26 protein-coding genes are annotated in these 25,996 nt (G+C 69.3%); 17 read left to right on the top strand and 9 right to left on the bottom strand.

What is annotated here, in order from left to right; all coding sequences use genetic code 11:
- Position 1: 1 nt before the first annotated feature.
- The 3 genes from ACFXK0_RS08405 to ACFXK0_RS08395 all read right to left on the bottom strand — a co-directional run bounded on the left by ACFXK0_RS08405 (position 2) and on the right by ACFXK0_RS08395 (position 3,262).
- Positions 2-568, bottom strand: a complete 567-nt coding sequence (locus ACFXK0_RS08405) for a nucleoside deaminase (RefSeq protein ID WP_379409305.1) — start codon at positions 566-568, stop codon at positions 2-4.
- Between the two features lie 108 nt (positions 569-676).
- Positions 677-1,957, bottom strand: coding sequence for a hypothetical protein (locus ACFXK0_RS08400; protein WP_379409304.1), 1,281 nt, complete (start codon positions 1,955-1,957; stop codon positions 677-679).
- A 93-nt stretch (positions 1,958-2,050) separates the two neighbouring features.
- Positions 2,051-3,262: an oxygenase MpaB family protein gene (locus tag ACFXK0_RS08395; protein ID WP_379409302.1), complete on the bottom strand. Its 1,212-nt coding sequence runs from the start codon at positions 3,260-3,262 to the stop codon at positions 2,051-2,053.
- Between the two features lie 75 nt (positions 3,263-3,337).
- On the opposite strand from ACFXK0_RS08395, the gene ACFXK0_RS08390 reads away from it, so the two are divergent.
- The 3 genes from ACFXK0_RS08390 to ACFXK0_RS08380 all read left to right on the top strand — a co-directional run bounded on the left by ACFXK0_RS08390 (position 3,338) and on the right by ACFXK0_RS08380 (position 6,617).
- Positions 3,338-3,961, top strand: coding sequence for a TetR/AcrR family transcriptional regulator (locus tag ACFXK0_RS08390; RefSeq protein WP_379409300.1), 624 nt, complete (start codon positions 3,338-3,340; stop codon positions 3,959-3,961).
- A 118-nt stretch (positions 3,962-4,079) separates the two neighbouring features.
- A complete protein-coding gene (locus ACFXK0_RS08385) occupies positions 4,080-5,327 on the top strand; it encodes a PE-PPE domain-containing protein (protein ID WP_379409299.1) in 1,248 nt (415 codons plus the stop codon).
- 75 nt (positions 5,328-5,402) lie between these two features.
- Entirely contained in the window at positions 5,403-6,617 is a 1,215-nt protein-coding gene (locus tag ACFXK0_RS08380) for a diguanylate cyclase domain-containing protein (RefSeq protein WP_379409297.1), read from the top strand.
- On the opposite strand, the gene ACFXK0_RS08375 is transcribed toward ACFXK0_RS08380, so the two are convergent.
- Positions 6,614-7,741 (bottom strand): NADH:flavin oxidoreductase, encoded by a 1,128-nt coding sequence (locus ACFXK0_RS08375; protein ID WP_379409296.1) that lies wholly within the window; start codon positions 7,739-7,741, stop codon positions 6,614-6,616. The two genes, ACFXK0_RS08380 and ACFXK0_RS08375, sit on opposite strands and share 4 nt — an antisense overlap.
- 114 nt (positions 7,742-7,855) lie before the next feature.
- Here ACFXK0_RS08375 and ACFXK0_RS08370 point away from each other — a divergent pair, with 114 nt between their 5' ends.
- The 5 genes from ACFXK0_RS08370 to ACFXK0_RS08350 all read left to right on the top strand — a co-directional run bounded on the left by ACFXK0_RS08370 (position 7,856) and on the right by ACFXK0_RS08350 (position 12,843).
- Positions 7,856-8,287 (top strand): MarR family winged helix-turn-helix transcriptional regulator, encoded by a 432-nt coding sequence (locus ACFXK0_RS08370; RefSeq protein WP_379409295.1) that lies wholly within the window; start codon positions 7,856-7,858, stop codon positions 8,285-8,287.
- A 197-nt stretch (positions 8,288-8,484) separates the two neighbouring features.
- Positions 8,485-9,543, top strand: coding sequence for a lytic transglycosylase domain-containing protein (locus ACFXK0_RS08365; RefSeq protein WP_379409293.1), 1,059 nt, complete (start codon positions 8,485-8,487; stop codon positions 9,541-9,543).
- 135 nt (positions 9,544-9,678) lie between these two features.
- Positions 9,679-10,749 (top strand): phosphotransferase family protein, encoded by a 1,071-nt coding sequence (locus tag ACFXK0_RS08360; protein ID WP_379409292.1) that lies wholly within the window; start codon positions 9,679-9,681, stop codon positions 10,747-10,749.
- Positions 10,746-11,900, top strand: a complete 1,155-nt coding sequence (locus ACFXK0_RS08355) for an acyl-CoA dehydrogenase family protein (protein ID WP_379409291.1) — start codon at positions 10,746-10,748, stop codon at positions 11,898-11,900. Before ACFXK0_RS08360 ends, ACFXK0_RS08355 begins: the two co-directional genes overlap by 4 nt.
- A 397-nt stretch (positions 11,901-12,297) precedes the next feature.
- Positions 12,298-12,843: a nitroreductase/quinone reductase family protein gene (locus ACFXK0_RS08350; RefSeq protein WP_379409290.1), complete on the top strand. Its 546-nt coding sequence runs from the start codon at positions 12,298-12,300 to the stop codon at positions 12,841-12,843.
- 131 nt (positions 12,844-12,974) lie between these two features.
- On the opposite strand, the gene ACFXK0_RS08345 is transcribed toward ACFXK0_RS08350, so the two are convergent.
- A complete protein-coding gene (locus ACFXK0_RS08345; RefSeq protein WP_379409289.1) occupies positions 12,975-13,262 on the bottom strand; it encodes a DUF1905 domain-containing protein in 288 nt (95 codons plus the stop codon).
- 160 nt (positions 13,263-13,422) lie between these two features.
- Between ACFXK0_RS08345 and ACFXK0_RS08340 the strand changes: the two genes are divergently transcribed.
- The 3 genes from ACFXK0_RS08340 to ACFXK0_RS08330 all read left to right on the top strand — a co-directional run bounded on the left by ACFXK0_RS08340 (position 13,423) and on the right by ACFXK0_RS08330 (position 14,724).
- Positions 13,423-13,683 (top strand): hypothetical protein, encoded by a 261-nt coding sequence (locus tag ACFXK0_RS08340; RefSeq protein ID WP_379409287.1) that lies wholly within the window; start codon positions 13,423-13,425, stop codon positions 13,681-13,683.
- 148 nt (positions 13,684-13,831) lie between these two features.
- Positions 13,832-14,113: a hypothetical protein gene (locus tag ACFXK0_RS08335; protein ID WP_379409285.1), complete on the top strand. Its 282-nt coding sequence runs from the start codon at positions 13,832-13,834 to the stop codon at positions 14,111-14,113.
- Positions 14,114-14,241: 128 nt separating this feature from the next.
- On the top strand, positions 14,242-14,724 hold the full coding sequence (locus ACFXK0_RS08330; protein WP_379409284.1) for a nuclear transport factor 2 family protein: 483 nt from the start codon (positions 14,242-14,244) through the stop codon (positions 14,722-14,724).
- Positions 14,725-14,802: 78 nt separating this feature from the next.
- Here the strand turns inward: ACFXK0_RS08330 and ACFXK0_RS08325 are convergent, their stop codons facing one another.
- Genes ACFXK0_RS08325 through ACFXK0_RS08315 form a run of 3 tightly spaced genes read right to left on the bottom strand, consistent with a single transcriptional unit; the run spans position 14,803 to position 16,672 of the window.
- The gene (locus ACFXK0_RS08325; protein ID WP_379409283.1) at positions 14,803-15,645 is read right to left on the bottom strand and encodes a mycofactocin-coupled SDR family oxidoreductase; all 843 of its coding nucleotides are present in this window, start codon (positions 15,643-15,645) and stop codon (positions 14,803-14,805) included.
- Between the two features lie 53 nt (positions 15,646-15,698).
- Positions 15,699-16,490 carry an SDR family NAD(P)-dependent oxidoreductase gene (locus ACFXK0_RS08320; protein WP_379409281.1) on the bottom strand — a complete coding sequence of 264 codons (792 nt, stop codon included), beginning with the start codon at positions 16,488-16,490 and terminating at the stop codon, positions 15,699-15,701.
- Between the two features lie 11 nt (positions 16,491-16,501).
- Positions 16,502-16,672: a hypothetical protein gene (locus tag ACFXK0_RS08315; protein WP_379409280.1), complete on the bottom strand. Its 171-nt coding sequence runs from the start codon at positions 16,670-16,672 to the stop codon at positions 16,502-16,504.
- A gap of 249 nt (positions 16,673-16,921) precedes the next feature.
- On the opposite strand from ACFXK0_RS08315, the gene ACFXK0_RS08310 reads away from it, so the two are divergent.
- A complete protein-coding gene (locus ACFXK0_RS08310) occupies positions 16,922-17,539 on the top strand; it encodes a TetR family transcriptional regulator (RefSeq protein ID WP_379409518.1) in 618 nt (205 codons plus the stop codon).
- A gap of 41 nt (positions 17,540-17,580) precedes the next feature.
- Here ACFXK0_RS08310 and ACFXK0_RS08305 read toward each other — a convergent pair whose 3' ends face one another.
- Positions 17,581-19,248, bottom strand: a complete 1,668-nt coding sequence (locus ACFXK0_RS08305; protein ID WP_379409278.1) for an AMP-binding protein — start codon at positions 19,246-19,248, stop codon at positions 17,581-17,583.
- Positions 19,249-19,395: 147 nt separating this feature from the next.
- Here ACFXK0_RS08305 and ACFXK0_RS08300 point away from each other — a divergent pair, with 147 nt between their 5' ends.
- The 5 genes from ACFXK0_RS08300 to ilvD all read left to right on the top strand — a co-directional run bounded on the left by ACFXK0_RS08300 (position 19,396) and on the right by ilvD (position 25,995).
- On the top strand, positions 19,396-20,589 hold the full coding sequence (locus ACFXK0_RS08300; protein WP_379409276.1) for an NADH:flavin oxidoreductase: 1,194 nt from the start codon (positions 19,396-19,398) through the stop codon (positions 20,587-20,589).
- Between the two features lie 5 nt (positions 20,590-20,594).
- The gene (locus tag ACFXK0_RS08295; RefSeq protein WP_379409274.1) at positions 20,595-21,356 is read left to right on the top strand and encodes an SDR family NAD(P)-dependent oxidoreductase; all 762 of its coding nucleotides are present in this window, start codon (positions 20,595-20,597) and stop codon (positions 21,354-21,356) included.
- A gap of 231 nt (positions 21,357-21,587) precedes the next feature.
- The gene (locus ACFXK0_RS08290) at positions 21,588-22,466 is read left to right on the top strand and encodes an IclR family transcriptional regulator (protein WP_379409273.1); all 879 of its coding nucleotides are present in this window, start codon (positions 21,588-21,590) and stop codon (positions 22,464-22,466) included.
- 35 nt (positions 22,467-22,501) lie between these two features.
- On the top strand, positions 22,502-24,229 hold the full coding sequence (locus ACFXK0_RS08285) for an amidohydrolase (RefSeq protein WP_379409272.1): 1,728 nt from the start codon (positions 22,502-22,504) through the stop codon (positions 24,227-24,229).
- A gap of 74 nt (positions 24,230-24,303) precedes the next feature.
- Positions 24,304-25,995 carry a dihydroxy-acid dehydratase gene (gene ilvD, locus ACFXK0_RS08280; protein ID WP_379409270.1) on the top strand — a complete coding sequence of 564 codons (1,692 nt, stop codon included), beginning with the start codon at positions 24,304-24,306 and terminating at the stop codon, positions 25,993-25,995.
- The last annotated feature ends 1 nt before the right edge of the window (position 25,996 follow it).

The following is a 25,996-nucleotide window of genomic DNA, read 5'->3' as shown; positions in this document are numbered from 1 at the left end:
GTCAGTAGGGGTGCTTGTCGGCCTTTTCGGCCCAGGTCTTGTACGCCTCGGCGCCCAGGTCCTGGCGGAACTGCTCGATGCGCACCCGGCGTTCGGGCAGTGGCCGGGTGAAGTCCTCGTATTGGTACGCGTCGTCGAAGCCGATGGCGCTGGTGTCGGCCAGACCGCTCGCGAAGTGCACGGCGTCGAGCCGTGCCCAGTAGATCGCGCTCATACACATCGGGCAGGGTGCGCCGCTGATGTAGATCTCCATCCCCATCAGCATCTTCGCCCGTTCCGGGACCGGGTCCACCGATCCTTCGGGCCGCTCCACCAATTCCAGTGTCGACTCGTTCTGATGCGCTTTGGCGATGCTCGGCGCTTCGCTGTTGAGCACCTGTGACGCCTTGCGAATGGTTTCGATCTCGGCGTGCGCGGTGACGTCACCGGTGAGCAGCACCCGATTCTGTCCACGGGCGACGATCACGCCGTCTTTCGCGATGACGGCGCCGAACGGCCCGCCCCAATCGTTGTCGACCGACTCCTTGGCCAGCCGGCAAGCCTCTTCCATGAGCTCGTCCGGTGTCATCGAAGACCCACCTCGCACCATCGGCACTGCCGCGGCCCCGGCCACACCTCCACCGCCCATCCAATTTACCGCCGAGCCACCTGCCACGGAATAGCTGAACAGTTGCCCTCAGGCAGGACCGGACGTCCCACGAAGCACTTTCGCCAGCTCATCGCCATACTGCTCGGCCGGTCCTCCCGGCAGCGCGGCAGTGAAATCGATGACGAGCTGTCCCCGATAGGTGTGGATCATGTGCACCGACGTCCGCAGCAACGGATGATCCCGGTATCCCGAGGCCGCCATCATCGCGACGACCGGCGCCCAGTCGAACCGCAACGAGTGCCGCAGCGCGACGACCGCCGTTCCCTCGGGCGTGGGGATCGGCGCGACAACACCCAGGTTCGTCGCGATCGTGCGCGGCACCAACGGCCGCGGCCGGTCGACGGTGTCGGCCATGTGCAGAAAGGATTGGTGGATCACACCCGCCGCCAGGTCCTCGGCCAGCTGCCCGGTCACCCCCGACCCGATCACCACGGGATCCGAGCAAGGGCGCACCGCGACAACGGCATTCGCCATGCCGAGAATGTTCGTGCCCGCCCAGACCGGCACCGGAGGTTCCAGCCGCGTCCGGATATCCACCGGCGAGACGACATTGATCTCGGCGGCCCGGTCGTCCCCGAGCGGCAGGAATCGCCGGGTGACGACCGCGATCGCACCGGCGACAAGGCTGTGCACTGTCAGACCTCGACGTTTCGCATCGGCGAGCACCCCCGTGGTCTCCTGCGCGCTCAGCCGTATCTGCTGCCACCGCGCTGGTAGCACCGACCGTCCACTGGCGACCGCAGTGGGAGTCGCTCGTTCGAGACGACCCGGCGGCAGCGCCGTCCGCACAATGCCGTGTGCGGCGAGCAGCGTCTCCGGCGAGTCCGGTACCGGGCGCGGCCGGATCGCCGGGGCCCGCCCCGCGACGAGATCGGTGTAGTACGACCACAATTCGCGGTACCAGTAGTGTGCGAGCCGACCGTCGGCGATCGAGTGGTGGACCGCGAACGCGACCAAAGCCGGATCTCCGTCCGTGACCGTCAACATCGCGACCGGATCATCCACGCCCAGGGTCCGAACCCGGTCGTCGGCCCGCCCGATCGGTGCGGCCGCCGGCACGGCCGGAACGACGATCCGCAGCCCACGCAGTCCCACGACCGACCGGTCGTCCCGGGTGGGCGCGAGGTGGGCGGTGAGCACGGAATGGGCTCGGCACAGCAGGCCCCACGCCCGCCGTAACGTGCCGAGGTCGAGCGGGCCGCTTACCTCGCCGGTGAGCCAAATCGTCGCCGAGGTGACGGCGAAATAGGACTCGAACGGCGACAGAGGACGGTCGACGGCAACCGGCAGCGAAGAACGACCATTCACAAAGACCCCGAACCGATGCTGGTAGCCGCCAGGCTAGCGCACCGTCGTTGTCGAGTTGTGTTGTCCGGAACCGTGTTCGGGCTCGGCGGCGCGTCAGGCCGCGTGGGTGAGTTTCGTTGCGGCGGCGCCGACGGTCGGGCCCGCGCTGACCAGGGTGCGCATGAACTGGGCCTGGGCCTGGGTGCCGCGGGTGGCCGCGCGGTCGAGGCCGCCGGGGAGCAGGCGGGTGGCGGTGCGGACCATGTTGACGGGGATGCGCAGGGCCGGATACCAGGGGACGATCATCGTCGGGAGGCCGAGGGCGCGCATGGTCCGGCGGCCGAGGAAGGTGCCGGTCACCGACAGGTGCTGGGCGTAGGCGAGGCGGCGGCGCAGCGCGGGCAGCGTGTCGTAGTTCCAGGACAGCGGGTCGCGTGACATCGGGATGGCGAGCTGGCGGGTCGACTCGTCGGGGTCGGCCAGGGCCGACAGCGTGTGCACGAGCACGCGTACACCGTCGCGGAAGGAATGCGGCAGCCACTGCTCCTCGACGCCGAGCAGCCAGCCGACATAGCGGACCAGATGCGCGACGGCCTCGGTTTCGGCGGGGGTGAGCAGCAGCCCGAGGCCCATCCCGCCGATCGACGGCGCGATGAAGGCGCCGACCAGCGTGGCCGCCATATCGGTCTGGTTGATGGGCAGGCCCCAGTCCTCGGTCTGCCAATCCGGCATGGCGGCCACGTGCCTGCGGACGAACGCGTGGATCAGCCGCACCCGGATGGTGGACTGATAGCCCAGTCCCGACGGCGCCAATCCGTCTTCCGACAGCACGTCCATCGCCCACTGCATCGTCTCGGCCCACCGCTGGTTGGAGCCCTTCTCCAGTGCCCCGGTGCGCAGCAGCGTCTTGTTGAAGCCGGAGAACTGGTACCCGCCCAGCATGGCGACATCGCGGGCGACGTACATGCCGTCGGCGCCGCCGGTGCGCATGACCTTGGCTCCGCGCACGAGCTTGTCGTAGTCGACCCAGGACGGCACCGTCTCGACCGCGGTGAAGAACTCGCGCAGCGGTTCGGGTGCCTCCGGGACCGCGGTGATGCCGTGGGCGAGCGCGCGGTCGAACAGCGGCCGCGTCTGCCGGGAGCCGGTGGTGACCATCCAGTCGACCAGCCGGTCCATCGCGTCGTCGCCGACGAGCAGGCCCTCGCCGAGGCGCCGCCACTGGTCCCGGTCGGGACCCCGCACGCCCAGCACGGCCGCGAAGCCGCCGACGACCGCCGGGACGCGGTGGGGTCGATCCGGGTGGCGGGTGGGAACGGTGACCATCGGCACTCCTCGTTGAGCGACGCAAAGTGGATAACAACTGATATCCAAAGTAGGTCGGCTGCTAAAGTCCTGTCAATGGCACGCGCGGAGGTGGTCCGGTCCTACCGGGGTATCAGCGCGGCCAGCCGACGCGACGAACGCCGCGACAAGCTGCTCGCCGCGGCCCGCGCGCTGTGGGGCGAGGCCGGGCTGACCGAGGTCACCGTGCGCCGCGTGTGCGCCGCCTCCGGCCTGACACCGCGCTACTTCTACGAGCAGTTCACCACCAGGGACACCCTGGTCCTCGCCGTCGCCGAGCAGCTGCACGAGGAACTGTTCGCCACCATGGTCGCGGCCAGTCAGGGCGAGCCGGGCGGCCTGCGACGCAAACTGCTGCGCGCGCTGACGACCTACCTCGACACCATCGCCGCCGACCCGAGCATCCACCGCATCCTCACCAGCGACGCCCACAGCGTCGCCGGGCTCGAGGAGATCCGCCTGCGCGCCGTCGGCATCGTCACCGATCTGGTCGTGCAGTACAGCGCGGAGTTCCTCGCGGCACCCGCGAGCGCGGAAATCCGGCGCCAGGAAGCGCTTTTCGTCGTCGGCGGGGTCAATCAGCTCGTCGACGCCTGGCTGCGCGAGCCCCGGCAGTCGACCACCGAGGTCGCCACGCTCTGCACCGATCTCGCCCTCTCGGTGGTCAACAGGTCAGCCTGACGCGCCGCCCGCCACGTGAAGGCGACACCGCCCGCATCCGCTGACCTGTCGGATCGGGCTGGCACAATGACCCGCGATCGCCTGACCTCGCTCCTCCCTCCCGCCGAAGGGGTAGTTCATGCGGAAGTCATCCGGTGCGCGAATCACCGAGCCCTCACGTCCGGTGCGCAGGGCGGCGATCCTGACCGCGCTGTGTGTGGGCTGGGTGAACAGTGCCTGCGCGGTGGCGCTCGCCGCGACGACCGCGCTGATCGTGCCGGGCACCGGGACCAGCGATCCCGCGGTCGCGCACAATTTCGAGAGCAACGCCTACCGCAACTTCATCGACCCGGGCGCGCAGGGCTGCACCGACAATGCCTGTCCCGGTGTCGTTTTCGCGCCGGTCCCCTACGACGCGTCGCTGTGGCCGGTCATCACGTCGAAGGGCCCCGGCGCGTCGTCGGCGAAATGGGACACCTCGGTCGCCGGCGGGGTGGCGAATCTGGGGGCGATCCTGGCCGGGCGGATGGCCGATCCGCAGGGCACCGTGGTCGTCTTCGGCTATTCGCAGGGGTCGACGGTGGCGAGCGCGCAGAAATCGGCCGCGGCCGGACTGTCCCAGGACGACAAGGATCGCCTGTCGTTCGTGCTCATCGCGAACCCGAATCGTCCCAACGGCGGCATCATCGAGCGCCCGGTGCGTTTCGGCGGAATTCCCGTCGCCGACATCACCTTCGGGCCGCCCACCCCGACCGATACGGGCATCGCGACCACCGACATCGCCATGCAGTACGACGGTATCTCGGACTTCCCGGCCTATCCGCTCAACGCCCTGGCCGTCGCCAATGCCCTGTTGGGCACGGTCCTGATCCACCCGTCGTATCTGCAGCCCAAGGGCAACGGCGCCGGTAGTGAGCCCAGCGCGCACGCGGCGATCTACGGCTACCCCGACCAGGCCGACTACCGCGCACAGCAGAACTGCGCCGACTATCCGGGGCACTGCCAGCAGCACGGCGACACCACCTACGTGACGATCCCCAACCCGCAGGGCACGCTGCCGCTGCTGTATCCGCTGCGCGCGTTCGGCGAGCACACCAACACCACCGCCGTGACCGAACCCGCTGCCGCACTGGTGGAACCGGCCCTGCGGGTGCTCGTCGAGACCGGCTACGACCGCACGGACTACGCGGCGCCGACACCGCTGCGGTTCGACCAGCCGCTGAACCCGGCACAGACCGCCGCCCTGCCGGTCACCCTGCCCGCCGCGATCGAGCAGGGCATCGCCGACGCGACGGCAACGCCCGGGAATCCGCCCGCCGGGCGGACACTGCCGCCTGCCGCTGTGCTGGCCGATATGGCGGATCTGCTCCCAGAATTCCTGCGCTGACCGCCCCTTTTCCTGTCGATCACCGCGGCGTCTGTTTGTATGTGAGCCACGCGACGTTCAGGAGGTGAGGCGAGGATGACCGCACGACGATTCGCCCGGCAATGGGCCACCGCGCTGACCGCGGTGCACCCCTCGGCAGCGGTCGCCGAGCAACTCGCCGATACCCTCGCGCCGCTTGTCGACCGATTGCTGACCGCACTGGCCGCCCCCGGGTGGGATCCGGCGGTTGCCGAGCAGCTCGGCGACGCGATCGCCGAGCTCGGCTTCCACTCCTCCGATACCGTCGACGCCTCACTGCCGGTCCTGTCCGCGGTGTGCCGGCACGCCGACGTGACGCCCGAGGTCACCAGCTCGGTGGCCGCGCGGTTCGGTTTCGGTGCCGGGCGCCGAGGCGCGGCGACGACCGCGCAGGTGGGCGACGGTTTCGAGATCGCCTTCCGCCATGCCGCGGTGGCCGTGTCCATCGGCGACGCGCAGGGCCGCATCATCGACGCCAACCCCGCCTTCGAACGGCTGACCGGGCTCTCGCTGGAACAGCTGCGCGGCCTGGACGGTTTCGAACTGGCCGGTGACGAAGCCGACGCCGAACGGCAGCGGCTGTTCGACCAGCTCGCGGCGACCGATTCGGGGACCGTCCGCTACGAGCAGGAGTTCCCCCGCCCCGACGGTGAGCTGAGCTGGGTCTCGTGGACGGTCACCCAGTGCCTGTCGGCCAATGGCGAGCGCACCTACCTGCTCGGCTTCGGCCAGGACCTCACCGAACAGCACGCCGCCACCGAGCGATTGCAGTGGCAGGCCCACCACGACCCGCTGACCGGTCTGGCCAACCGGCGCCACCTGCACTCGGCCCTGCACGCCCTGATCACCGGCGCCGAGCCCGGCCACCGGGTGGCGGTGTTCGCCCTCGACGTCGACGATTTCAAATCGATCAACGACACCTTCGGGCACACCGCAGGCGACCGGATCCTGGTCGAACTCGGCACCAGGCTGCAGCAGCGTCTCGACGGCGAGGACACCCTGCTGGCCCGCATCGGCGGCGACGAGTTCATCGTCGTCCTGCCACCGGCCGCCGCAGGCCGGACCCGCGACACCGTCGAGATCCTGCGCGCCGCGGTCACCGAACCGTTCGACGTCGCCGACACCCCGATCTCGGTCACGATCAGCATCGGCGCGCTCGTGGCGCCCCTGCCCGGCACCAGCGTTCCCGAACTCCTGGCCGGCGCCGACGAGTGCCTCTACCAGGCCAAAGCGGCAGGCAAGAACAGCTGGGTGCTGCGCCCCGACGCCTAGCTCAGCGTCTTCAGCGCCGCCGCGTCGTAGGGCTTCAGTTCATCGATGCGGCCGCTGAGCACCTTCGCTGCCCACTCCGGGTCCTGCAGCAGGGCACGGCCGACCGCGACCATGTCGAATTCGTCGCGCTCGAGACGCTCGACGAGGTTGTCGATATTGCCGAGCGGGGCGCTCTCGCCGGTGAACGCGCGCAGGAAGTCGCCGTCGAGGCCGACCGATCCGACGGTGATGGTCGGCTTGCCGGTGAGCTGCTTGGTCCAGCCGGCCAGATTCAGGTCGGAGCCGTCGAACTCGGGCAACCAGTAGCGGCGGGTGGAGGCGTGGAAGGCGTCCACGCCGGCGTCGGCGAGCGGGGCCAGGATCGCCTCGAGTTCCTGCGGCGTCTCGGCCAGGCGCGCGTGGTAGGCGTCCTGCTTCCACTGCGAATAGCGGAAGATGACCGGGAACTGCGGCGAGACGACCGCCCGGACCGCCGCCACGATCTCGGCCGCGAACCGGGTCCGGGCCACGTGGTCGCCACCGTAGGCATCGGCCCGGCGATTCGTGCCAGACCACAGGAACTGGTCGAGCAGGTAGCCGTGGGCGCCGTGCAGTTCGACACCGTCGAAGCCGATGCGCTCGGCGGCCGCGGCAGCCTCGGCGAAGGCGCCGATGACATCGTCGAGGTCGGCCTGGGTCATCGCCTTGCCGGTGCCCTCGGTGCCGTCGAGGCGGATACCGGAGGGGCCGACGGCGGGCGCGTCGGGGTAGGGGGCCTCGCCCTGGTTGCGGACCATGCCGATGTGCCAGAGCTGGGGCACGATCGTGCCGCCGGCCGCGTGCACGTCCTCGACGACCTTGGCCCAGCCCGCCAGCTGGTCGTCGCCGTGGAAGCGCGGCACCCGATCGCTCTGCCCGGCCGACTCGTGGCCGACGTAGGTCCCCTCGGTGACGATCAGGCCGACACCCGCGGCGGCGCGGCGCGCGTAGTAGGACCGCACATCGGCGCCGGGGACACCACCGGGCGAGAACATGCGCGTCATCGGGGCCATCACGATCCGGTTCGGGACGGTCAGGCCGTTCAGCGTGATGGGCCGGGCCAATACCCCGGTCGTGCGGGCGGCGTCGGACGCGGTGACGATCACTGGAGACTCCTCGTAGTTACTTGACAACATCGAAGGTTGAGAACTTCAAGCAATGCAGCCACGGTAGAGGTAATTATTTGAGATAGTCAAGTTTCCGGGGCTAGGCTGGGCAACATGACAGCAGGTCCCCACGTCGACGCCGCCGAGCTCATGGAGCTGCTCTCACTGTCACTGGGCGCCTACTACGCGGACTTCACCGCCGCGGCGGCGAGCGAGAACCTCACCGCGAGCCAGGGCAAGACCCTGACCGCATTGCGCCGGGGACCGATCGCGATGCGCACCCTGGCCCAGGCCCTGTCCTGCGACGCCTCCAATGTCACCGGAATCATCAACCGGCTGGAGAAGCGCGGCCTCGTCCGGCGCGAGACCAACCCCACCGACCGGCGGGTGACACGTCTGGTCATCACCCCCGAGGGCGAGCACGTCACCGATGCGATCCGCGCGCGGATGCGCCGCACCCACGACGGACTGAGCAGGCTCGACGAGCAGGAACTCGGCAGCCTGCACACCCTGCTGACGCGGGTCTTCCACCCGCGCGCCGACTAGCCGATTTCCGCCGATCACCGGGCATCTCCCCGAGAAGAGATACCAACATAGTCGTGCGCAAATACATTCAAACTGCGAAAACTGACACATGTTCCGCGCCACGGTGCGAGAATCACCAGTAACTTAATGGTGGAGCGGTCAGACCGCTCCGCAACCGGACGACATGTCGAGCCGGTTCGGCGACAGCGGAGACACCCATGCGCACTACACCGATCACGGCCCTCGCCGTGCTCGCCGCCGGTCTGCTCGTCACAGGCTCCCAGGCCGCGCCGGTGGAGCGCGCCGATGCGGCGCCGCGGGTCGACGAACAGCTGTCGACCACCGTCGGACTGCTCCCCGTCCGGGCCGAGGCTCCCCGGGTTCGCGCCGCGACTTCGCCGGTGCGCGAGACGATTTCGACAGTCGCGCAGGTCGCGCCGAGCGGCGGAGTGGCAGGTATTCCGGAGACCGTGCTCGCGGCCTACCGCAACGCGGAGCTGACGATGGCCGCCACCAGCCCGGACTGCGGCGTCAGCTGGCATCTACTGGCCGGCATCGGCCGCATCGAGTCCGGGCATGCCTTCGGCGGCGCGGTCGACGACGCGGGCACCACCGTGCGCCCGATCTACGGGCCCGCACTCGACGGCACCCTGCCCGGCAACGAGGTGATTCCGGATGCCGCGGGCGGTTTCGTGCGCGCGGTCGGCCCGATGCAGTTCCTGCCGAGCACCTGGAGCCGGTACGCCGCGGACGGGAACGGCGACGGAGCCAGCGATCCGCAGAATGTCTTCGACGCGACCCTGGCCGCGGCGCGCTACCTCTGCGTCGACGGCTCCGACCTGCGCGATCCCGCCGCCCAGCAGCGCGCGGTGCTGCGCTACAACTACTCGAGCTCGTATGCCGCCGACGTGCTCGGCTGGTCGGAGGCGTACCGCACCGGCACCGCGACCCCCGGACCCGTTGTACCCCAACCGATTCCGGACGTCGATCGATCCGCCGCCCCGTCCACCCCCGCCCCGGTGGACCTCGTCGCGGCACCCGCGCCGGACGAACCGCTCCCCCTGGAACCGATGCCGGCGGCACCCGCGCCCACACCCGCCCCCGTGGTACTGGTGACGCTGCCGGTGATCGGCCCGGTCTACTGCGGCGTGCTGTGCGAGAGCCCCGCCGCGGACTCCCCGCAGCCCGAACCGGCCCCCGACACCACTTCCACCGTGCCGCCCAGTGTCACCCTGCCCTTCGGCATCGTGATCCCCCTGCCCATGCCACAGGGCTGACACCACACCCGAAAAGTGAATACCTAATCATGACGAGCCGCCCCGCGCAGCGCGTGCGGTGCGCGGGGATCTCACACGTTGACAGCCCTCCCGGTCGCGAACTATGTTAACGCTCATTCTCAGCCTGAGGAGAGCATGTCCGACACAGAGCCGAACGACACCGACGTCGTTCTCACGCCCGCGGAGCTGACCGCGCTGACCACCTGGATGGACGAGCGCGGACTCGGATCGGGCCCGGTGACCTCGGTCGAGCCGGTGACCGGCGGGACCCAGAACGTCATGATCCGCTTCACCCGCGAAGGCCGCGATTACATCCTGCGCCGCGGTCCGCGCCATCTGCGTCCACGCAGCAACGACGTGATCCGGCGGGAATTCCGGGTCCTGGACGCCCTGGGGCGCACGCCGGTGCCGCACGCCCGACTGATCGCCACCTGCGGTGACGAGTCGATCCTCGGCGGCGCCGTCTTCTATCTCATGGAACCGGTCGACGGATTCAACGCAGGCGTCGAACTCCCCGCCGCCCACGCCGGTTCCGCCGATATCCGGAAAGACATGTGCCGCAGCCTGATCGACGCGCTGGCCCGGTTGGGCGCGGTCGACCACACCGCCGTCGGGCTCGGTGATTTCGGCAAGCCGACGGGCTTCCTCGAACGTCAGGTGCCCCGCTGGCTGAGCGAACTCGAGTCCTATTCGGCCTTCCCCGAATATCCGGGCCCCGCGATCGGCCCGGTCACCGAGGTCGCGCGCTGGCTCGACCAACACCGGCCCGCCGGCTTCACCCCCGGCGTGCTGCACGGCGATTTCCACGCGGCCAATGTCATGTTCTCGCGCTCGACACCCGAGGTGGTGGCCGTGGTCGACTGGGAGATGTGCACGATCGGTGACCCGCTGCTCGACCTCGGCTGGCTGCTGGCGACCTGGCAGCTGCCCGGTGCGCCCGACGAATTCGCCGGGGAACTGACCAGGGCGGGCGGGCTGCTCACCGCCCGGGAACTGATCGCGCGCTACGCCGAACAGTCCGATCGCGATGTCGCGGCGATCGACTGGTACACCGTGCTCGCCTGCTTCAAGCTCGGCATCGTGCTCGAGGGCAGCTATGCCAGGGCACTGGCGGGCAAGGCGCCGATGGCACTCGGTGAGCGACTGCACCACACCACCCTGCGCCTGTTCGAACGCGCGCACACCCTGATGAGTGGAGAGCAATGATCGACTTCGAGATCCCCGCCGAGGTAGCCGAACTCCGTGACCGGGTACGGCATTTCGTCGAGACGGAAGTCGTGCCGTACGAGCGTGACCCCCGCGTCACCCAGCACGGTCCGACCGATGAGCTGCGCGGCGAACTGATCGCCAAGGCGAAGGCGGCGGGTCTGCTGGCGATCCAGCAACGCCCCGAGGGCATGACCCATCTCGAACAGGCCGTGGTCTTCGAAGCCGCGGGCTGGTCGACGCTGGGTCCGGTCGCGATGAACTGCGCCGCCCCCGACGAGGGCAACATGTTCCTGCTGTCGAAGATCGCCGATGCCGAGCAGGCCGCCGAATACCTGCATCCGGTGGTCGCGGGCGACACCCGTTCGGTGTTCGCCATGACCGAACCCGACGGTGCGGGTTCGGATCCGGGTCAGCTGACGACGACCGCGGTCCGCACCGGCGACAAGTTCGTGATCAACGGCCGTAAATGGCTGATCACCGGCGCCAACGGGGCAGACACCTGGATCATCATGGCCGATGTTCCCGGCGAGGGCGCGACGCTGTTCCTCTGTCACGGGAACACGCCGGGGATCGTCATCGAGCGGGTCATGAACACGATGGACCGCAACTATGTCGAGGGACATTGCGTCGTCCGGTTCGAGGACCTGACCCTGCCCGCCTCAGCGGTCCTCGGAGCGGTCGGCCAGGCCTTCCGCTACGCGCAGCTGCGCTTGGCCCCGGCCCGGCTCACCCATTGCATGCGCTGGCTCGGCGCCGCGTCCCGCGCGCAGTCGATCGCGATCGAGCACGCGAAGACCCGCACGGCTTTCGGTAAGCCGATCGGTCAGCACCAGGGTGTCGGTTTCCTGCTGGCCGACAACGAGATCGCGCTACAGCAGTGCAGGCTGATGATCTGGTGGGCCTGCTGGCACCTCGACAAGGGCGCCAAGGGCCGCCACGAGTCCTCGATGGTCAAGTCGATGGTCTCCGAGGAGTTGTTCAAGGTCGCCGATCGCTGCGTCCAGGTCCTGGGCGGTATCGGGATCAGCGACGAGACCCCGGTCGCGGCGATCTTCACCGATATGCGCGCGTTCCGGCTCTACGACGGTCCGACCGAGGTGCACAAGTACGCGATTTCGCGTCAGCTGCTGCGGACCTCGGCGGAGTAGCCCACCCCCGGGACGGGGGTCGCACCTGCGGCGGCTCCCCATCCCGGGGGTGTGGTCGGCATCGGTTCCGGCCGCGCCGCCACCGCGCGGCGCGACGTGTTCGGGCCCCGGCCGCCAGCAGGCGACCCCCTCGGGCCGCGCGGGCCGATCCACGACGGTCGGCCGGGTCGCCTGTGCGGGCCAGGTGGTCCATGCGGTGGCGGCGGCGTGTTCGGCGAGAGTCTTTCCCCAGTTCCACATCGCTTCGCTCCTCCCCAGAGCTCGTTCGCGGGCACCACCAGGGTATCCAGCGAAATTTCAGTGCGCCAATGATTTTCGGCCATGCGCACCTCCCATCGCCCCCGTGTGGCGACCGCGGTGATGCGGGCCGCGGTCGTTCGGGCGCATCATGGAGGGCATGGACGACCCGGACCTCGAAGCCCGCCGCGTGGCGGCCCAGGCTGTCGTCGGCAAACACGGCAGGCTGATCCGCAGCCCGCGCGACGGCAAACGGCTCAGCGCGGCGATGCTGCCGCTGGTGCGCTACGGCAGACCACGCGGCTACGGCGTCCTCACCACCACCGGCCGCAAGACCGGTCTGCCCCGTCCGAAATGCGTGCGGGTACTGCGCGAGGGCGATCGCGCCTACCTCGTCCAGCTGATGCCACCCAACGTCACCCTCGAGCGACCGGCCGCCGTCAACGCGTGGTTGCGCAATGTCCGCGCCGATCCGCGGGTCACCCTGGAACTCCGCGACGGCACCCATCGCGGCACCGCCAGGGAGATCACCGACCCGGCCGAACTGGCGACCGCGCACGCCCTGCTGTGCGATACCGTCGTCCCACTCGACTTCGGCGAATGCGTCCTCCACCTGCGTGGACTCCCGTCCCGCGCGAAGATCCGCGACCTGCACGCCTACTGGTTGCGCACCGGCCGAGCCGTCGCCGTCGACCTCGAGTCGTGAACGGCACCTACCCGGCCCGGCGCCGCTCCCGCCTCGTCGCGCGCAGCATGCGCAGCAGATAGCCCGGTGACGGCGGATTCCAGCCGAGCTGGACCGACCGCGACCTCCCAGGATCAGGATGAACCCACTGGTCAGTTCAAGCGTTCGGTCAGCCGGACGGTGACCTCGTCACCGTCGGTCTTGCCGATCTGGCGCCGGATCGCCGCGGCCACGGGCAGCTTGTGCGTGCCGTCCCCGAGCGCCATGAACGACGACGTGAACGGCACCCCGTCCACGGTGCCTTTCACCTTGACCAGCCCCCGCGTACCGAAGATCCGCGCCGAATCGGCCAGCTGCACACACGTCCAGACATCGCCCTCCCTGACTTTCCCGAGTACAGCGGTGAACGTGATGTCGATCGGTCCCGCCACGGTGTTCATGAGAGCCTCCCGTCGAGGTTGGGTCGGTCTTACACCCAATCTAGAAGGGTGTTCGTCCGGCGGGGGTTGAAAGCGGGCGGTGGTGGGTACATATCTGTCGATACTGTTCGCGAACCGCGCGGACGGTCCTCTTGCGGGCGGTCGCGGGGCGGAGAACAGGGTGCTGAAGCTGATCGAGCTCATTCGGGGTAGCGGCGCGGTCGAGAGCGCCGGCGGCGCGCCGACGACGGCGGGACGGCTGCGGGCCGGCGACATCGTGGTGACCGCCAAACGTAGCTACCGGGTGATCAGCACGAGCTTCACCGATGACGCCCGCCGGGTCGGGCGCGTGGTGGCCGATACCGCCGACCTCGTCACCGGGCGGCTGCGCGTCCTCGACTTCCCCAGCGCCGACACGATGGTGACAGTCAAGCCGGCATAGTCCGGCACCCGACTCACCCCGCGCCGGCGAACACACACGTCTTCGCACATTCCCACGGGCCGGCACCCACTCACCAGACAGTAAAACTGGGGTATTTCACAATGATTCTCCTCCGCTAGTGTCAGCGCACACATTCCAGGAGGTAGTCATGACGAACCTGCTCACCAAAACCCTTGCCGCCATTACCCTTTCCACCGCACTGGCCTGCGCAGCCCTGGGCCCGGCCCAGGCCGCCCCGGCCGCCGTCGCCCCGGTCGCCGATTCCGGATCCGCCGCGGGCTCCGGCGACTCCGGATCCTCGCTGAAACCACTGCTCACCTTCCCCCTCGGCGCCCTGTACATCCTGCTCTGCGACGCCGAACCGAACGGCCCACTGTGCGCCCTGATCTACGAGATCGGCAGCGGCAGCAGCGAACCCGACGCGGCGTGACCGCGGGCAGCGCCGCTGCGCTGGACTGATCCGGCACCGGAAACGGCGCAGGCTCGAAGCCTGCGCCGTTTCTGCGTTCCGAAAAGCCCGCCCTTGAGGATAATTAGAACACGTTCTAATATTTGCTGATGGACCTCATCGCGATCGAAGAGATCAAACGCCTCAAATACCGTTACTTCCGCACCCTGGACCTCAAGCGATGGGACGAATTCGGCGATTGCCTGGCCGTGGACATCAAGGCCCGATACGGCACCCAGTCGATGAAAGAACCACTGCACTACGACACCCGTGAAGGCGTGGTCGGATTCATGTCCGCGAATGTCGGTCCGGGGATCGTCACCACGCATATCGCCAATCATCCCGAGATCGACGTCGACGGTGACACCGCAAGGGGCTCATGGGTTTTCGAGGACACGGTGATCGTGCCCGAATATCAGGCACTGATCCGGGGATCAGGCTACTACCTCGATGAATACCGTCGCGACGCCGACGGGAAATGGCGTATCTCGGCCACCGAATACGAGCGTATCTACGAGGCATCGACCTCCCTGCGGGACACGCCGAGCTTTACCCTGATCGCGAATCGCTGGGACCCGAACCTGCAGCACTGAACCGCACCACGATCAATGGCCGCTGACCCGGCCGAATATCTCGACCGGGTCAGCGGCCCGAATTGTTCATGTAATCGATCAGGCCGAATTATTGGCCGCGGCGCCAGCGTCGATCGGAATGACCAGTCCGGTCATGTGCGCGCTCGCGTCAGCGGCCAGGAACAAGACGATTCGCGACACCTGGTCCGATTCGATCGCGGCGATCGGCAGCACATGGATCTTCCCGGCGAGCACCGGCGCGACATCGTCCCAGGACGGCTGCTCGAGATCGGGCCGGAATTTGCGATACATCGCGTCGTTCATCACCATCGGCGTCGCCACATTGCCCGGCGCGATCGCGTTGACGGTGATGTTGTGCGGCGCCAGTTCCAGCGCGACGGATTTCGTCATGCCGATCACTCCCCACTTCGACGCGGAGTAGGCGGTCATCGTCGCACCGCCGGTCCGGCCCAGCATCGACGAGGTGGTGATGATGCGCCCGTATCGGCGGGCGATCATGCCGGGGGCCACTGCGGCGAGGGTGTTGAAGACGCCCGTGAGATTGCTGGCGATCACCTCCTCCCACAGCGCCGCCGGATAGGCGTCGATCGGGGACATCCCCACCACCCCCGCGTTCGCGACAGCGATATCGATGCCACCGAACGCGCTGTCGGCGCGCTGCACCAGCGCCTCCATCGCGTTTCGGTCGGCGGTGTTCACCGTCGCGCGCAGGCAACGACGCCCGAGCGCGGTGATCATCTTCTCGGTCTGCGCGAGATCGGCCTCCGAGGCCAGCGGATAGTCGAGCGCTTCGCTGTCCGCGCACCGATCACAGATGACGACATCCGCGCCGCGCTCGGCGAACGCGACTGCGTGCGAACGCCCTTGGCCGCGCCCCGCGCCGGTGACCAGCACGACCTTGCCTTCGAACCCGGTCGACATGTTCCTCCTGCTTTGTCGCGCGTCACGTTCCGTCTGCACTGCGATATCCCGGATCAGCTGCGGCCGAGGAGTTTTCGCATGGCGCGCGCCGCGCCTTCGACGAGCTGGGCACGGGGGAAACCACTGCGCTGCCGGGCCGCGTCGTAGTTGCCGCCGGCGACCCAGACCGGGCCGTCGGCCAGATGCGCGAGCCCTTCGCGCGCCACCTCGCCGGGCTCGGCGACGAGCATCCCCGGAATGTCGAAGTTCAGTCCGGCGCGTTCCATCGCCGGGGTGCGGGTGACACCGAGGACCAGTTCCACGACGTGCACGCCGTGGGGCCGCAGCTCGAGCCAGAGGCCCTCGGCGAAGACCCGGCTGAACGCCTTGGCCGCCGCGTAGATGCTCTGGTGTTCGGCACCCAGATAGCCGGACAGCGACCCGAGCAACACGATTCCACCGCGCCCGCGTGCGGTCATTCGCGCACCGAAGTGGTGCGCGAGCTCGAGCTGGCGGTCGATATTGAGCGTGATGACACCCCGGAACCCGGCCAGCTCGCCGGTGACGAACTCGTGGCCGTAGCTGTTGGCACCGGCGTTGAAGATCAGCAGGCCGACCTCGAGGTCGGCGGTGGCCGCGCTGATCCGGTCCACCGCGTCCGCGTCGAGCAGATCCAAGGCCAGCGTCCGCACCTCGACGCCGTTGGCGCGTACCTTCGCCGCGGTGCCCTCGAGCGGACCCGGTTTGCGCGCGATGAGTACCAGGTTCAGGCCGGCCGCGCTCAGCTGCTCGGCGAACGCGGCGCCCACACCTTCGGACCCGCCGGCGATCACGGCCCACGGGCCGTAGTGGTTCTTGTCGATCATGGGCCTGCCTCTCAGCCGGCCGCGGGCGCCGCGAACGGCGCGCCGACCAGGATGGTACGGGCCTCGACCGTCGGAGACGACGCGTTGGCGAGACGGCGCGCGTCCGCGATCGAGTCGAGCACCCCGGTGACGGTGAGAGCGGCCGATGCGGCTGCGGCGGTGAGCTTTCCGATGGTGGTCATGTTCGTGGTTCCAATCCGGTGGTCGATGCTTATGCAGGTGTCTACTGGAGTGGACCAGGTCACGGTCCGGCCCTCCCGGTGGCTGGGACCGACGCGGAACCCGCCGGTGCGCCGGGCCGGCGGGCGGGGTCTGCGATGATGGGTGCGGTCCGCCGGCTCGATCTCACTGAGCGGGCGGAGCGCACCGCGCGGGACGCGGGCCGGGCAGCATCGACGCCGACGGTGTGGTGCCGGACGGAAGGGGAGATGATGCCGAGAATCGCCGAGTCACGCGATGCCGCGGCACCGAGTTCCACCGAGCAGCATGCCCGGGTGCAGCGCATACTCGACGCCGCCGCGGCCCTGGCCAGGGAGAACGAACTCGAGCGTGTCCAGATGAGCGAGGTGGCCAAGCTGGCAGGCGTGGCCGTGGCCACCCTGTACCGCTATTTCCCGTCGAAGACGCATCTGTTCGTCGCGGTCATGGTCGACCAGATCGATCAGATGAACGAGGTGTTCGACCGCAGGCCACGGCCCGCGCTCAGCGCCACCGCCGCGGTCCACGACACGCTGGTCCGGGTCGTGCGCGCGCTGTTGCGCCAGCCGCTGCTGGCCGGGGCGATGATCCAGTCCAACAGCACCGCCAAGGCGGCCGTCGTCCCCGACGCCGCGCGCGTCGAGCAGCATTTCCGGCAGCTGCTCTACGACGCGGCCGGTATCGAGGTGGCGACCGAGCGGGACGCCACGCTGGTGCGGGTGCTGATCCACGCGGCGTTCGGCGTCATCCAGTCCTGCCTGAACGGGCGGATCACCGTGCCCGACGCCGAACACGACCTGCGGCTGATGTGCGATCTACTGCTGGCCGAATGGCCGGAATCGTTCAGCTGACCGGAACCGGCCGGGCACGGCGGCCCGGCCGGTGTGGACGTTCAGAATTCGATCGAGCGGCGGGCCAGTTTGCCGGTGGCGTTGCGCGGCAAGGCTTCTGCGGTGATCCGCCACCTGGTCGGCACCTTGTAGTAGGCCAGGTGCACGGCGGCGAAGTCGGACAGTTCCTGTTCGGTGATCCGCACCCCCGCATCGACCACGACCACCGCGGCCACCTCCTGGCCGAGATCCGGGTGCGCGACACCGAGGACCGCGCACTCGGTGACCGCGGGGTGTTCGTCGAGGCACTGCTCGATCTCGGTGGGATAGACGTTCTCCCCGCCGCGCAGGATCAGGTCGGAGCGGCGGCCGGTCAGCCGGAGCATGCCCGCTTCCAGGACGCCGTAGTCGCCGGTGCGCAACCAGCGGTCGGGGGTGATCGCGGCCGCGGTCGCCGCCGCGTCGTCCCAGTACCCGAGCATGACGAACGGGCTGCGCACGCACACCTCGCCCTCGCTGCCGTCGGGCACCGGCGCGCCGGACTGGTCACGGATCTCGAGGGCGACCGTGAGGATCGGCCGCCCCAGGGTGCCCGGCGTCTGTTCGAGATCGGCGGCGGTGGCGGCCGCGATCGCGGTGCTGCACTCGGTCAGTCCGTAGCTGTCGACCAGGGCGTCGCGGGCGAAGGGGAACCGTTGGCGCAGACGGTCTTTGAACGCCGTCGACGACGGCGCGGACGCCAGGGCGAATCCGGTCAGCGAGGACAGGTCGTAGTTGTCCGCGCCCGCGTGGTCGAGCAGCCGGGCGGCCATGGTCGGCACCGGACCCCAATGGGTGACCCGCTCGCGCTCGATCAGGCCGAGCACGGTGTCGACGTCGAAGCCGCCCTGATTCATCACCACCGCGCTGCCGGTGGCCAGGCGCGGGACGGCCAGATTGTGCAGGCTCGCGATGTGGAACAGCGGTGAGGTCATCAGGTACCGGCGAGGGCTCGGGTCGGAGTCGCGGTAGGTCCGGCCCGTCAGTTCGGTGACGACGGCGTCCGCGAACCGGTGGTAGTCGACGACGGCGAGCAGATTGCGCTGGGAATGCAAGGCGCCCTTGGGCTTTCCGCTGGTGCCGCTGGTGTAGAGGATGACCGCGGGGTCGTCCTCCGCGACCTCGGCCCGCGGGAGTTCGGCGCCCGCGTACTCGGCGATCAGCTGGGGCAGATCCGATTCCATGGTGAGCACGGTGATACCCGAGGTGTCGACGCCGGTGAGGGCCTCGGCGCGTTTGGCGTCCACGATCAGGACCGTGGGGCGGCTGTGCCGCAGTGCGTAGTCGATCTCGCGGGGCACCCACCAGCCGTTGAGTCCCACACTGATGGCGCCCAGGCTCTGCGCCGCCCAGAACGCCATCACCCACTCGGGAGTGTTGGCGGCCAGCACGGCCACCCGGTCGCCCGCGGCGACGCTGTACTCCGTGCGCAGCGCGGCCGCCAGCGCGGCTACCGCGTCCAGGTGCTGGGTGAACGAGATCCGCCGGTCGGTGGTGACCAGGTAGTCCCGATCGCCCCAGGCCCGCGAGGCGGCGAGCAGTTCGCCCATTGTCCGGGCGCGCTGCGCCAGCACCGGTATCTCGGTGCCGAGGACCTGCTCGGTGACGATCTCGAATCGTCCGCCGGGTCCGGTCAGCCGTCCGAGGACCTCCTCGACGTTCGGCTGTGCTGTTGATGCTGGTGTCGACATGGTGGCCGTCTCCTTCGCCGTGCTCTTCGCCACCGCAAGCTCTCACGCGTCGGCGACCGGCCGGCCCGCACTACCACTGAGCGAGACTGCGGGCCTGCGACCGGCCGGGCGTCTCTAGCGTTCGGGCACCACCACGAAGGAGGCGATATGACCACTGTTCCCGCCACGCCCGCAGCACGGGTCGACCCGCTGGCGCCGGCCAGACTGGGCCCGATCACCTTGCGCAACCGGATCATCAAGGCCGCCACCTTCGAAGGGCTGACGCCGAAGGGTCTGGTGACCGACAAGCTGATCGAGTTCCATCGCCGTCCGGCCGCGGGCGGCGTCGGGATGACCACCGTCGCCTATTGCGCCGTCGCGCCGGAGGGCCGCACCGCGCCGGGGCAGATCTACTGGCGCGACGAGGCGATGCCGGGGCTGCGCAAGCTCACTGACGCCGTCCATGCCGAGGGCGCGGCGGTGTCCGCGCAGATCGGTCACGCGGGACCGGTCGCCGCCGCGAAGTATCTCGGCATGTCGGCGCTCGCACCGAGCCGCGGCTTTCGGCTGACCTCGCAGAACTTCACGACACCGGCCACGACCGCCGATATCGCCCGCATCACCCGCGCCCACGCCGAGGCCGCCCGGCGCGCGGTGGAAGCCGGATTCGACGCGGTCGAACTGCATTTCGGCCACAACTACCTGATCAGTTCGTTCCTGAGCCCGCGCGTCAACAAACGCAAGGACGACTACGGCGGCAGCCTGGAGAACCGGGCGCGGTTCGCGCGGGAGGCCGCGCGTGCGGTGCGGGACGCTGTCGGCGACAAGATCGCGATTCTGGCCAAGCTCAATATGGACGACGGTGTGCCGGGCGGATTCTGGCTCGACGAGGCGATCCGGGTGGCGCGCTGGCTGGAGGCCGACGGCTCGCTCGACGCACTCGAGCTCACCGCGGGCAGCTCGCTGCTCAATCCGATGTACCTGTTCAAAGGTGACGCGCCGATACGGGAGTTCGCCGCCGCGATGCCGCAGCCGACCAAGCTCGGGGTCCAACTGCTCGGCAAGCACCTGCTGCGCGAATACCCCTACCGCGACGCCTATCTGCTCGAGGACGCCAAGCAGATCCGCGCGCAGGTCGCCATGCCGCTGGTGCTGCTGGGCGGAGTGACGAACAAGGCTGTCATGGATCAGGCCATGGCGGAGGGCTTCGAGTTCGTCGCGGTCGCCCGCGCGCTGCTGCGGGATCCGGACATGGTGAACAAGATCCGCGCCGACGAGCGCACGCGATCACTGTGCAACCACTGCAACAAATGTATGACCGCCATCTACGGGGGCACGCACTGCGTGCTGAAGGCGGCGTGATCGCGATGGGGACATTGGACGGCCGCATCGCACTGATCACCGGAGCCGGCCAAGGCATCGGGCAGGGTATCGCGTTCGCGCTGGCGGAGGAGGGCGCTGCTATCGCCGTCGTCGGTCGCACCGAGGCCAAACTCGTCGACACCGCGCAGCGGATCCGCGCGCGTGGTGCTCGCGCGGAGGTCTTCACCTGCGATATCGGTGACGGTACTCAGCTGACCCAGCTGGTCGATCAGGTCGTCGAGCGGCTGGGTGGGGTCGACATCCTGGTCAACAACGCCAACCAGTCGACGCTGGGTCCGCTGCTGTCGATCACTCCGGAACGAATGGAACAGGCGCTGGCCACCGGCCCGGTCGCCACGCTGCGGCTGATGCAGGCCTGTTATCCGCACATGAAGGCCCGTGGCGGTGGCGCCGTCGTCAATATGGTGACCTCGGCGGCGGTGCGCTGGGACACCAGCGGGTACGGGTTGTACGCCGCGGTCAAGGAGGCGATGCGGTCGCTGACCCGGACCGCGGCCAGCGAATGGGGCCGCGACGGCATCCGAGTGAACGCGGTGGCGCCGCACGCGCTCTCGCCGGGCCTGAAATGGTGGACCGAGCACAACCCCGAGGAGGCCGCGGAATTCGTCGCGACCATTCCGCTGGGGCGAATCGGCGATTGCGAAGCCGATATCGGCCGGGCGGTCGCCTTCCTGGTCGGCCCTGACGCGCGTTATCTCACCGGAGCGACCGTTCCGCTCGACGGCGGCCAGGCCCGCTGGTCCTGAACAGTATCGGGCCCCAGAGCACTTGGAATCCAGCGGTCGTCGCGACACTCTCGATGAGAGGTTGCGACGACCGTGTCGTTTCTGGGGACAGAGCCGAGCTCGGTGACCAGCCGATCGGCCGAATCTCGCGATTCTGTTCGCCGGTTCGCGGACCCGATGCTACGTTGAAACCAGAATTCATTTCAGTTTCTGGCTTCTTGGGGCCTCTGAACAGCGCGGTTGGAGGGATCGATGACCATCATTGATTCGGAAGAAGTCGGCGTGGCGCCGAAGCGGGAGCTGCCGCCGTCGATGGTCGAACGGATGACGTTGATCCTCGACGCCTTCGACGGGCGCGCGTCGCGGCTGTCGCTGGAAGACGTCGCCGACCGTTCGCGACTGCCCCGCTCCACGGCCCATCGCATCCTGCATCAGCTCGTGCAGCTGAGCTGGGTCGAGCACACCGAGTTCGGCTATCGCCTGGGCGGGCGGGCGCTCGGCCTGGGCGGCGGGGACGACGGGCGCGGCGAGATCCGCGCCGCCGCGGCGCCGCTGCTGCACGAGCTGCACCTGCAGACCGGCATGGTCGTGCACCTGTCGCTGCTCGAGGGTGGCGACAGCGTGTACCTCGACAAGGTCGGCGGCCGCTTCGCCGGCCAGGTCCCGTCCCGGGTGGGCGGGCGCGGACCCGCCTACGCCACCGCGGCGGGCAAATCGATCCTGGCGTGGCTCGCCCCGGAAGCGGTCGACAGCATCTACCGCGGCGCGCTGCGGGGTCTCACCGAGCGCACGATCACCAGTCTCCCGGCGCTGCACACCGAGCTCAACCGGATCAGGCAGCGCAACGGAATCGCGTTCGAGCAGGGTGAATCGGCGCGCGGCATCGCCTGCGTCGGTGTGGCGGTGCGCGGGCCCGACGGGCCGGTCGCCGGTGTCTCGCTGTGCGGGGACCTGCGCACGACCCGGCTCGAACGGGTCGCCCCGCTGGTGGTGGACGCCGCCAGGGCGGTCTCGCTGACGCTGTATCCCGAGCGGGAGGTACGGCGCAGGCGCGGCTGTTCGCACGGCAGGTCGACGGCAGGCCGCGCACCGCTGGAAGACGATCAGTGGATCGGCGCCGGATCCCGGTGATCCGCGATTCCCTCCCCACGACGACAGGAAACATGGTGTCCACCAGCAGACGACGATTCATCCTCGGTGCCGCGGCCGCGATGGCGGCCGGATCGGCGGCCTGCGGTACCGACCGCTCCCGCGCGAGCGCGGACATCGTTTTCACCGGCGGCCCGGTCGTCACTGTGGCGCCAGGCGCGCCCGAGGCCGAGGCACTGGCGGTGACCGGCGGCCGGATCAGTGCCGTCGGCTCGGCGGCGGAGGTGCTGGGGCTGCGGGGATCCTCGACCCGGGTGGTGGATCTGCGCGGCCGGGCCTTGCTGCCCGCCTTCGTCGAAGCGCACGGCCACCCGTTCAGCATGGGGACCGCGCTGGCACCACCGTCGATCGATGTGCGTCCCTTCACCGTGCCCACCGGCGCCGGGGTCTGGCAGAAACTCGCCGACGCGGTCGCCACCACGCCGAAGGGCGAGCCGATCGTGCTCAACGGCATCGACCTGCTGCTACAGACCGACCTGCGACTGCCCACCCGGGCACAGCTGGACCGGATCGCCCCCGATCACCCGGTCATCGTCGTCACCAACAGCGGGCATGCCGCGTACGCCAACAGTTCCGCGTTCGCGCTGGCCGGCATCACCAGAGACACACCCGACCCGATCGGCGCCGAGTTCGTCCACGACGCCGACGGCGAACTCACCGGCGAGGTGCGGGAGGCGGCGGCGATCATCGCGCTGTACTCACCCTTCGCCGCGGCCGCGGGCACCGGCGCCCTCGACAATGTCCGCTGGGCCTACACCCAGCTCGCGCAGGCCGGCATCGCGACCGCCAGCGAACACGCCTACGACGCGAAATCCCAGGCGGCGTTGTTCGCCGCGCTCGCGCGGGAACCGGACTGCGCGGTGCGGATCCGCGCCTACGAGGTCGGCAGCCCACAGCTGGCCGCCGATCCCGCCAACACCGCGGGCGCACCGGCCGCCGCGGACGCGCTGTTCGCCAAGATCGGGATGAAACTGTGGGCCGACGGCTCACCGTGGCAGGGCAACATCTTCACGACCTTTCCCTATCTCACCGACGAGACGACCGCCCGGATGGGTCTCGGCCCCGACCATCACGGCGGGATGAACTACACCCCGGAGCAGGTCACCGAGCTGGCGGCGGCGTTCGTCGACCAGGGTTGGCAGCTGTCCTGCCATGTCCACGGAGACGCCGCGGTCGACGTGGTCCTCGACGCCTACGCCGCGACCGGCGCGCCGGCCGAACGACGGCTGCGGCTCGAACACGTCGGCGCCATGCGGCCGGACCAGTTCGCCCGGGCCGCCGCGGTGGGCGCGTCCCCCAGCCTGTTCATCGAGCACGTCTACTACTGGGGCGACGTCCTGATCGACGAGTTGTTCGGACCCGAGCACGGCGCGCCGTGGATGGCGGCCAAGTCGGCCCTGGACGCGGGCCTGCGCATCTCGTTCCACAACGACGGCACCGTCACCCCGCCCGACCCGATCGGCAACATCGCCACCGCGGTCACCCGGACCACCCGGGGCACCGGCCGCGTCCTGGCCCCCGAACAGCGCATCGACGTCGACGCCGCCATCAAGGCCCAAACCCTCGACGCCGCATGGCAATTGCACCTCGACACCGAAGTGGGCAGCCTGGAACCCGGCAAGTACGCCGACCTCACCGTCCTCTCCGCCAACCCGCGCACCACCACTCCCGACCGCCTGCGCGATATCGAGGTCGAGGCGACCTATCTCATGGGCAGGCAGACACACGGCGACACCACGGCCTGAGCGGACCGGCCGAAATCCGCGCCACCGGCGCTGCCGCGACGTTTTCGCGATCCACGGCTCGTAGGCTTGCGCGCATGGCTGGCGACAACGGTAAGTCGATCGACATCAAACCCCGGTCCCGCGACGTCACCGACGGTCTGGAGAAGACCGCGGCGCGCGGCATGCTGCGCGCGGTCGGGATGGGCGACGAGGACTGGGGCAAATCCCAGATCGGTGTCGCCTCGAGCTGGAACGAGATAACGCCGTGCAATCTGTCGCTCGACCGGCTGGCCAAGGCGGTCAAGGCCGGGGTGCACGAGGCAGGCGGCTATCCGCTCGAGTTCGGCACGATCTCGGTGTCCGACGGCATCTCCATGGGCCACGAGGGGATGCACTTCTCGCTGGTCAGCCGGGAGATCATCGCCGACTCCGTCGAGACGGTGATGATGGCCGAGCGCCTCGACGGATCGGTGCTGCTGGCCGGCTGCGACAAGAGCCTGCCCGGCATGCTGATGGCCGCCGCGCGCCTGAACCTGGCCAGTGTGTTCCTCTACGCGGGCTCGACCCTGCCGGGCAATGTCGACGGCAAGGACGTGACCATCATCGACGCGTTCGAGGCGGTCGGCGCGTGCATCAAAGGCCTGATCACGCCCGCGGACGTCGATCGCATCGAGCGGGCGATCTGCCCGGGCGAAGGCGCGTGCGGCGGCATGTACACGGCCAACACCATGGCCTCGGCCGCCGAGGCGCTCGGCATGAGCCTGCCCGGGTCGGCCGCCCCGCCCGCCCCGGACCGCCGCCGCGACGACTACGCCCGCCGGTCCGGGGAGGCTGTCGTCGAGCTGCTGCGCCGGGGGATCACCGCGCGCGACATCATGACGGCCGAGGCGTTCGAGAACGCCATCACCATCGTCATGGCGCTCGGCGGGTCGACCAATGCCGTGCTGCACCTGCTGGCCATCGCCAGGGAGGCCGGTGTCGCGCTCACTCTCGCCGATTTCAACCGGGTCGGCGACAAGGTGCCGCATCTGGGCGATCTCAAACCGTTCGGCCGGTATGTCATGAACGATGTCGACCGGGTCGGCGGCATCCCCGTGGTGATGAAAGCGCTGCTCGACGCCGGGCTCCTGCACGGTGACGTCCTGACCGTCACCGGCAAGACCATGGCCGAGAACCTCGCGTCGATCGAGCTGAGCCTCGACGGTGAGGTCATCCGGCGGCTGGACCGGCCGATCCATCGCACCGGCGGGCTCAGCATCCTGCACGGTTCCCTCGCTCCCGAAGGCGCGGTCGTGAAGACCGCCGGTTTCGACTCCGAGGTGTTCCGCGGCACGGCGCGCGTGTTCGACGGGGAACGGGCCGCGATGGACGCGCTCGAGGCGGGCACCATCGTGGCGGGCGATGTGGTCGTCATCCGGTACGAGGGCCCCAAGGGCGGGCCGGGTATGCGCGAGATGCTCGCCATCACCGCGGCCATCAAGGGCGCGGGCCTGGGCAAGGATGTCCTGCTGCTCACCGACGGCCGATTCTCCGGTGGCACCACCGGATTGTGCGTGGGACACGTCGCGCCCGAAGCCGTGGACGGCGGCCCGATCGCCTTCGTCGCCGACGGCGATCCCATCCTGCTCGATGTCGCCAACCGCATCCTCGACGTCGAGATCGACGCGGACGATCTCGCGGCCAGGAAAACCGGCTGGGAACCGTTGCCGCCCAAGTACACCTCGGGTGTGCTGGCCAAGTACCGCAAGCTCGTCAGCTCGGCCGCGCACGGCGCCGTCACCGCCTGAC

This window comes from Nocardia sp. NPDC059177 (assembly GCF_042755165.1).
Taxonomy (GTDB): domain Bacteria; phylum Actinomycetota; class Actinomycetes; order Mycobacteriales; family Mycobacteriaceae; genus Nocardia.
This window is presented reverse-complemented; position numbering and strand designations above follow the sequence as displayed.

Excerpts from the sequence above, each read along its gene's own strand:
- ACFXK0_RS08405 (WP_379409305.1), bottom strand. The coding sequence starts at position 568 with ATGACACCGGACGAGCTCATGGAAGAGGCTTGCCGGCTGGCCAAGGAG.
- ACFXK0_RS08395 (WP_379409302.1), bottom strand. The coding sequence starts at position 3,262 with ATGGTCACCGTTCCCACCCGCCACCCGGATCGACCCCACCGCGTCCCG.
- ACFXK0_RS08390 (WP_379409300.1), top strand. The coding sequence starts at position 3,338 with ATGGCACGCGCGGAGGTGGTCCGGTCCTACCGGGGTATCAGCGCGGCC.
- ACFXK0_RS08385 (WP_379409299.1), top strand. The coding sequence starts at position 4,080 with ATGCGGAAGTCATCCGGTGCGCGAATCACCGAGCCCTCACGTCCGGTG.
- ACFXK0_RS08380 (WP_379409297.1), top strand. The coding sequence starts at position 5,403 with ATGACCGCACGACGATTCGCCCGGCAATGGGCCACCGCGCTGACCGCG.
- ACFXK0_RS08370 (WP_379409295.1), top strand. The coding sequence starts at position 7,856 with ATGACAGCAGGTCCCCACGTCGACGCCGCCGAGCTCATGGAGCTGCTC.
- ACFXK0_RS08365 (WP_379409293.1), top strand. The coding sequence starts at position 8,485 with ATGCGCACTACACCGATCACGGCCCTCGCCGTGCTCGCCGCCGGTCTG.
- ACFXK0_RS08360 (WP_379409292.1), top strand. The coding sequence starts at position 9,679 with ATGTCCGACACAGAGCCGAACGACACCGACGTCGTTCTCACGCCCGCG.
- ACFXK0_RS08355 (WP_379409291.1), top strand. The coding sequence starts at position 10,746 with ATGATCGACTTCGAGATCCCCGCCGAGGTAGCCGAACTCCGTGACCGG.
- ACFXK0_RS08350 (WP_379409290.1), top strand. The coding sequence starts at position 12,298 with ATGGACGACCCGGACCTCGAAGCCCGCCGCGTGGCGGCCCAGGCTGTC.
- ACFXK0_RS08345 (WP_379409289.1), bottom strand. The coding sequence starts at position 13,262 with ATGAACACCGTGGCGGGACCGATCGACATCACGTTCACCGCTGTACTC.
- ACFXK0_RS08335 (WP_379409285.1), top strand. The coding sequence starts at position 13,832 with ATGACGAACCTGCTCACCAAAACCCTTGCCGCCATTACCCTTTCCACC.
- ACFXK0_RS08330 (WP_379409284.1), top strand. The coding sequence starts at position 14,242 with ATGGACCTCATCGCGATCGAAGAGATCAAACGCCTCAAATACCGTTAC.
- ACFXK0_RS08325 (WP_379409283.1), bottom strand. The coding sequence starts at position 15,645 with ATGTCGACCGGGTTCGAAGGCAAGGTCGTGCTGGTCACCGGCGCGGGG.
- ACFXK0_RS08320 (WP_379409281.1), bottom strand. The coding sequence starts at position 16,490 with ATGATCGACAAGAACCACTACGGCCCGTGGGCCGTGATCGCCGGCGGG.
- ACFXK0_RS08315 (WP_379409280.1), bottom strand. The coding sequence starts at position 16,672 with ATGACCACCATCGGAAAGCTCACCGCCGCAGCCGCATCGGCCGCTCTC.
- ACFXK0_RS08310 (WP_379409518.1), top strand. The coding sequence starts at position 16,922 with ATGCCGAGAATCGCCGAGTCACGCGATGCCGCGGCACCGAGTTCCACC.
- ACFXK0_RS08305 (WP_379409278.1), bottom strand. The coding sequence starts at position 19,248 with ATGTCGACACCAGCATCAACAGCACAGCCGAACGTCGAGGAGGTCCTC.
- ACFXK0_RS08300 (WP_379409276.1), top strand. The coding sequence starts at position 19,396 with ATGACCACTGTTCCCGCCACGCCCGCAGCACGGGTCGACCCGCTGGCG.
- ACFXK0_RS08295 (WP_379409274.1), top strand. The coding sequence starts at position 20,595 with ATGGGGACATTGGACGGCCGCATCGCACTGATCACCGGAGCCGGCCAA.
- ACFXK0_RS08290 (WP_379409273.1), top strand. The coding sequence starts at position 21,588 with ATGACCATCATTGATTCGGAAGAAGTCGGCGTGGCGCCGAAGCGGGAG.
- ilvD (WP_379409270.1), top strand. The coding sequence starts at position 24,304 with ATGGCTGGCGACAACGGTAAGTCGATCGACATCAAACCCCGGTCCCGC.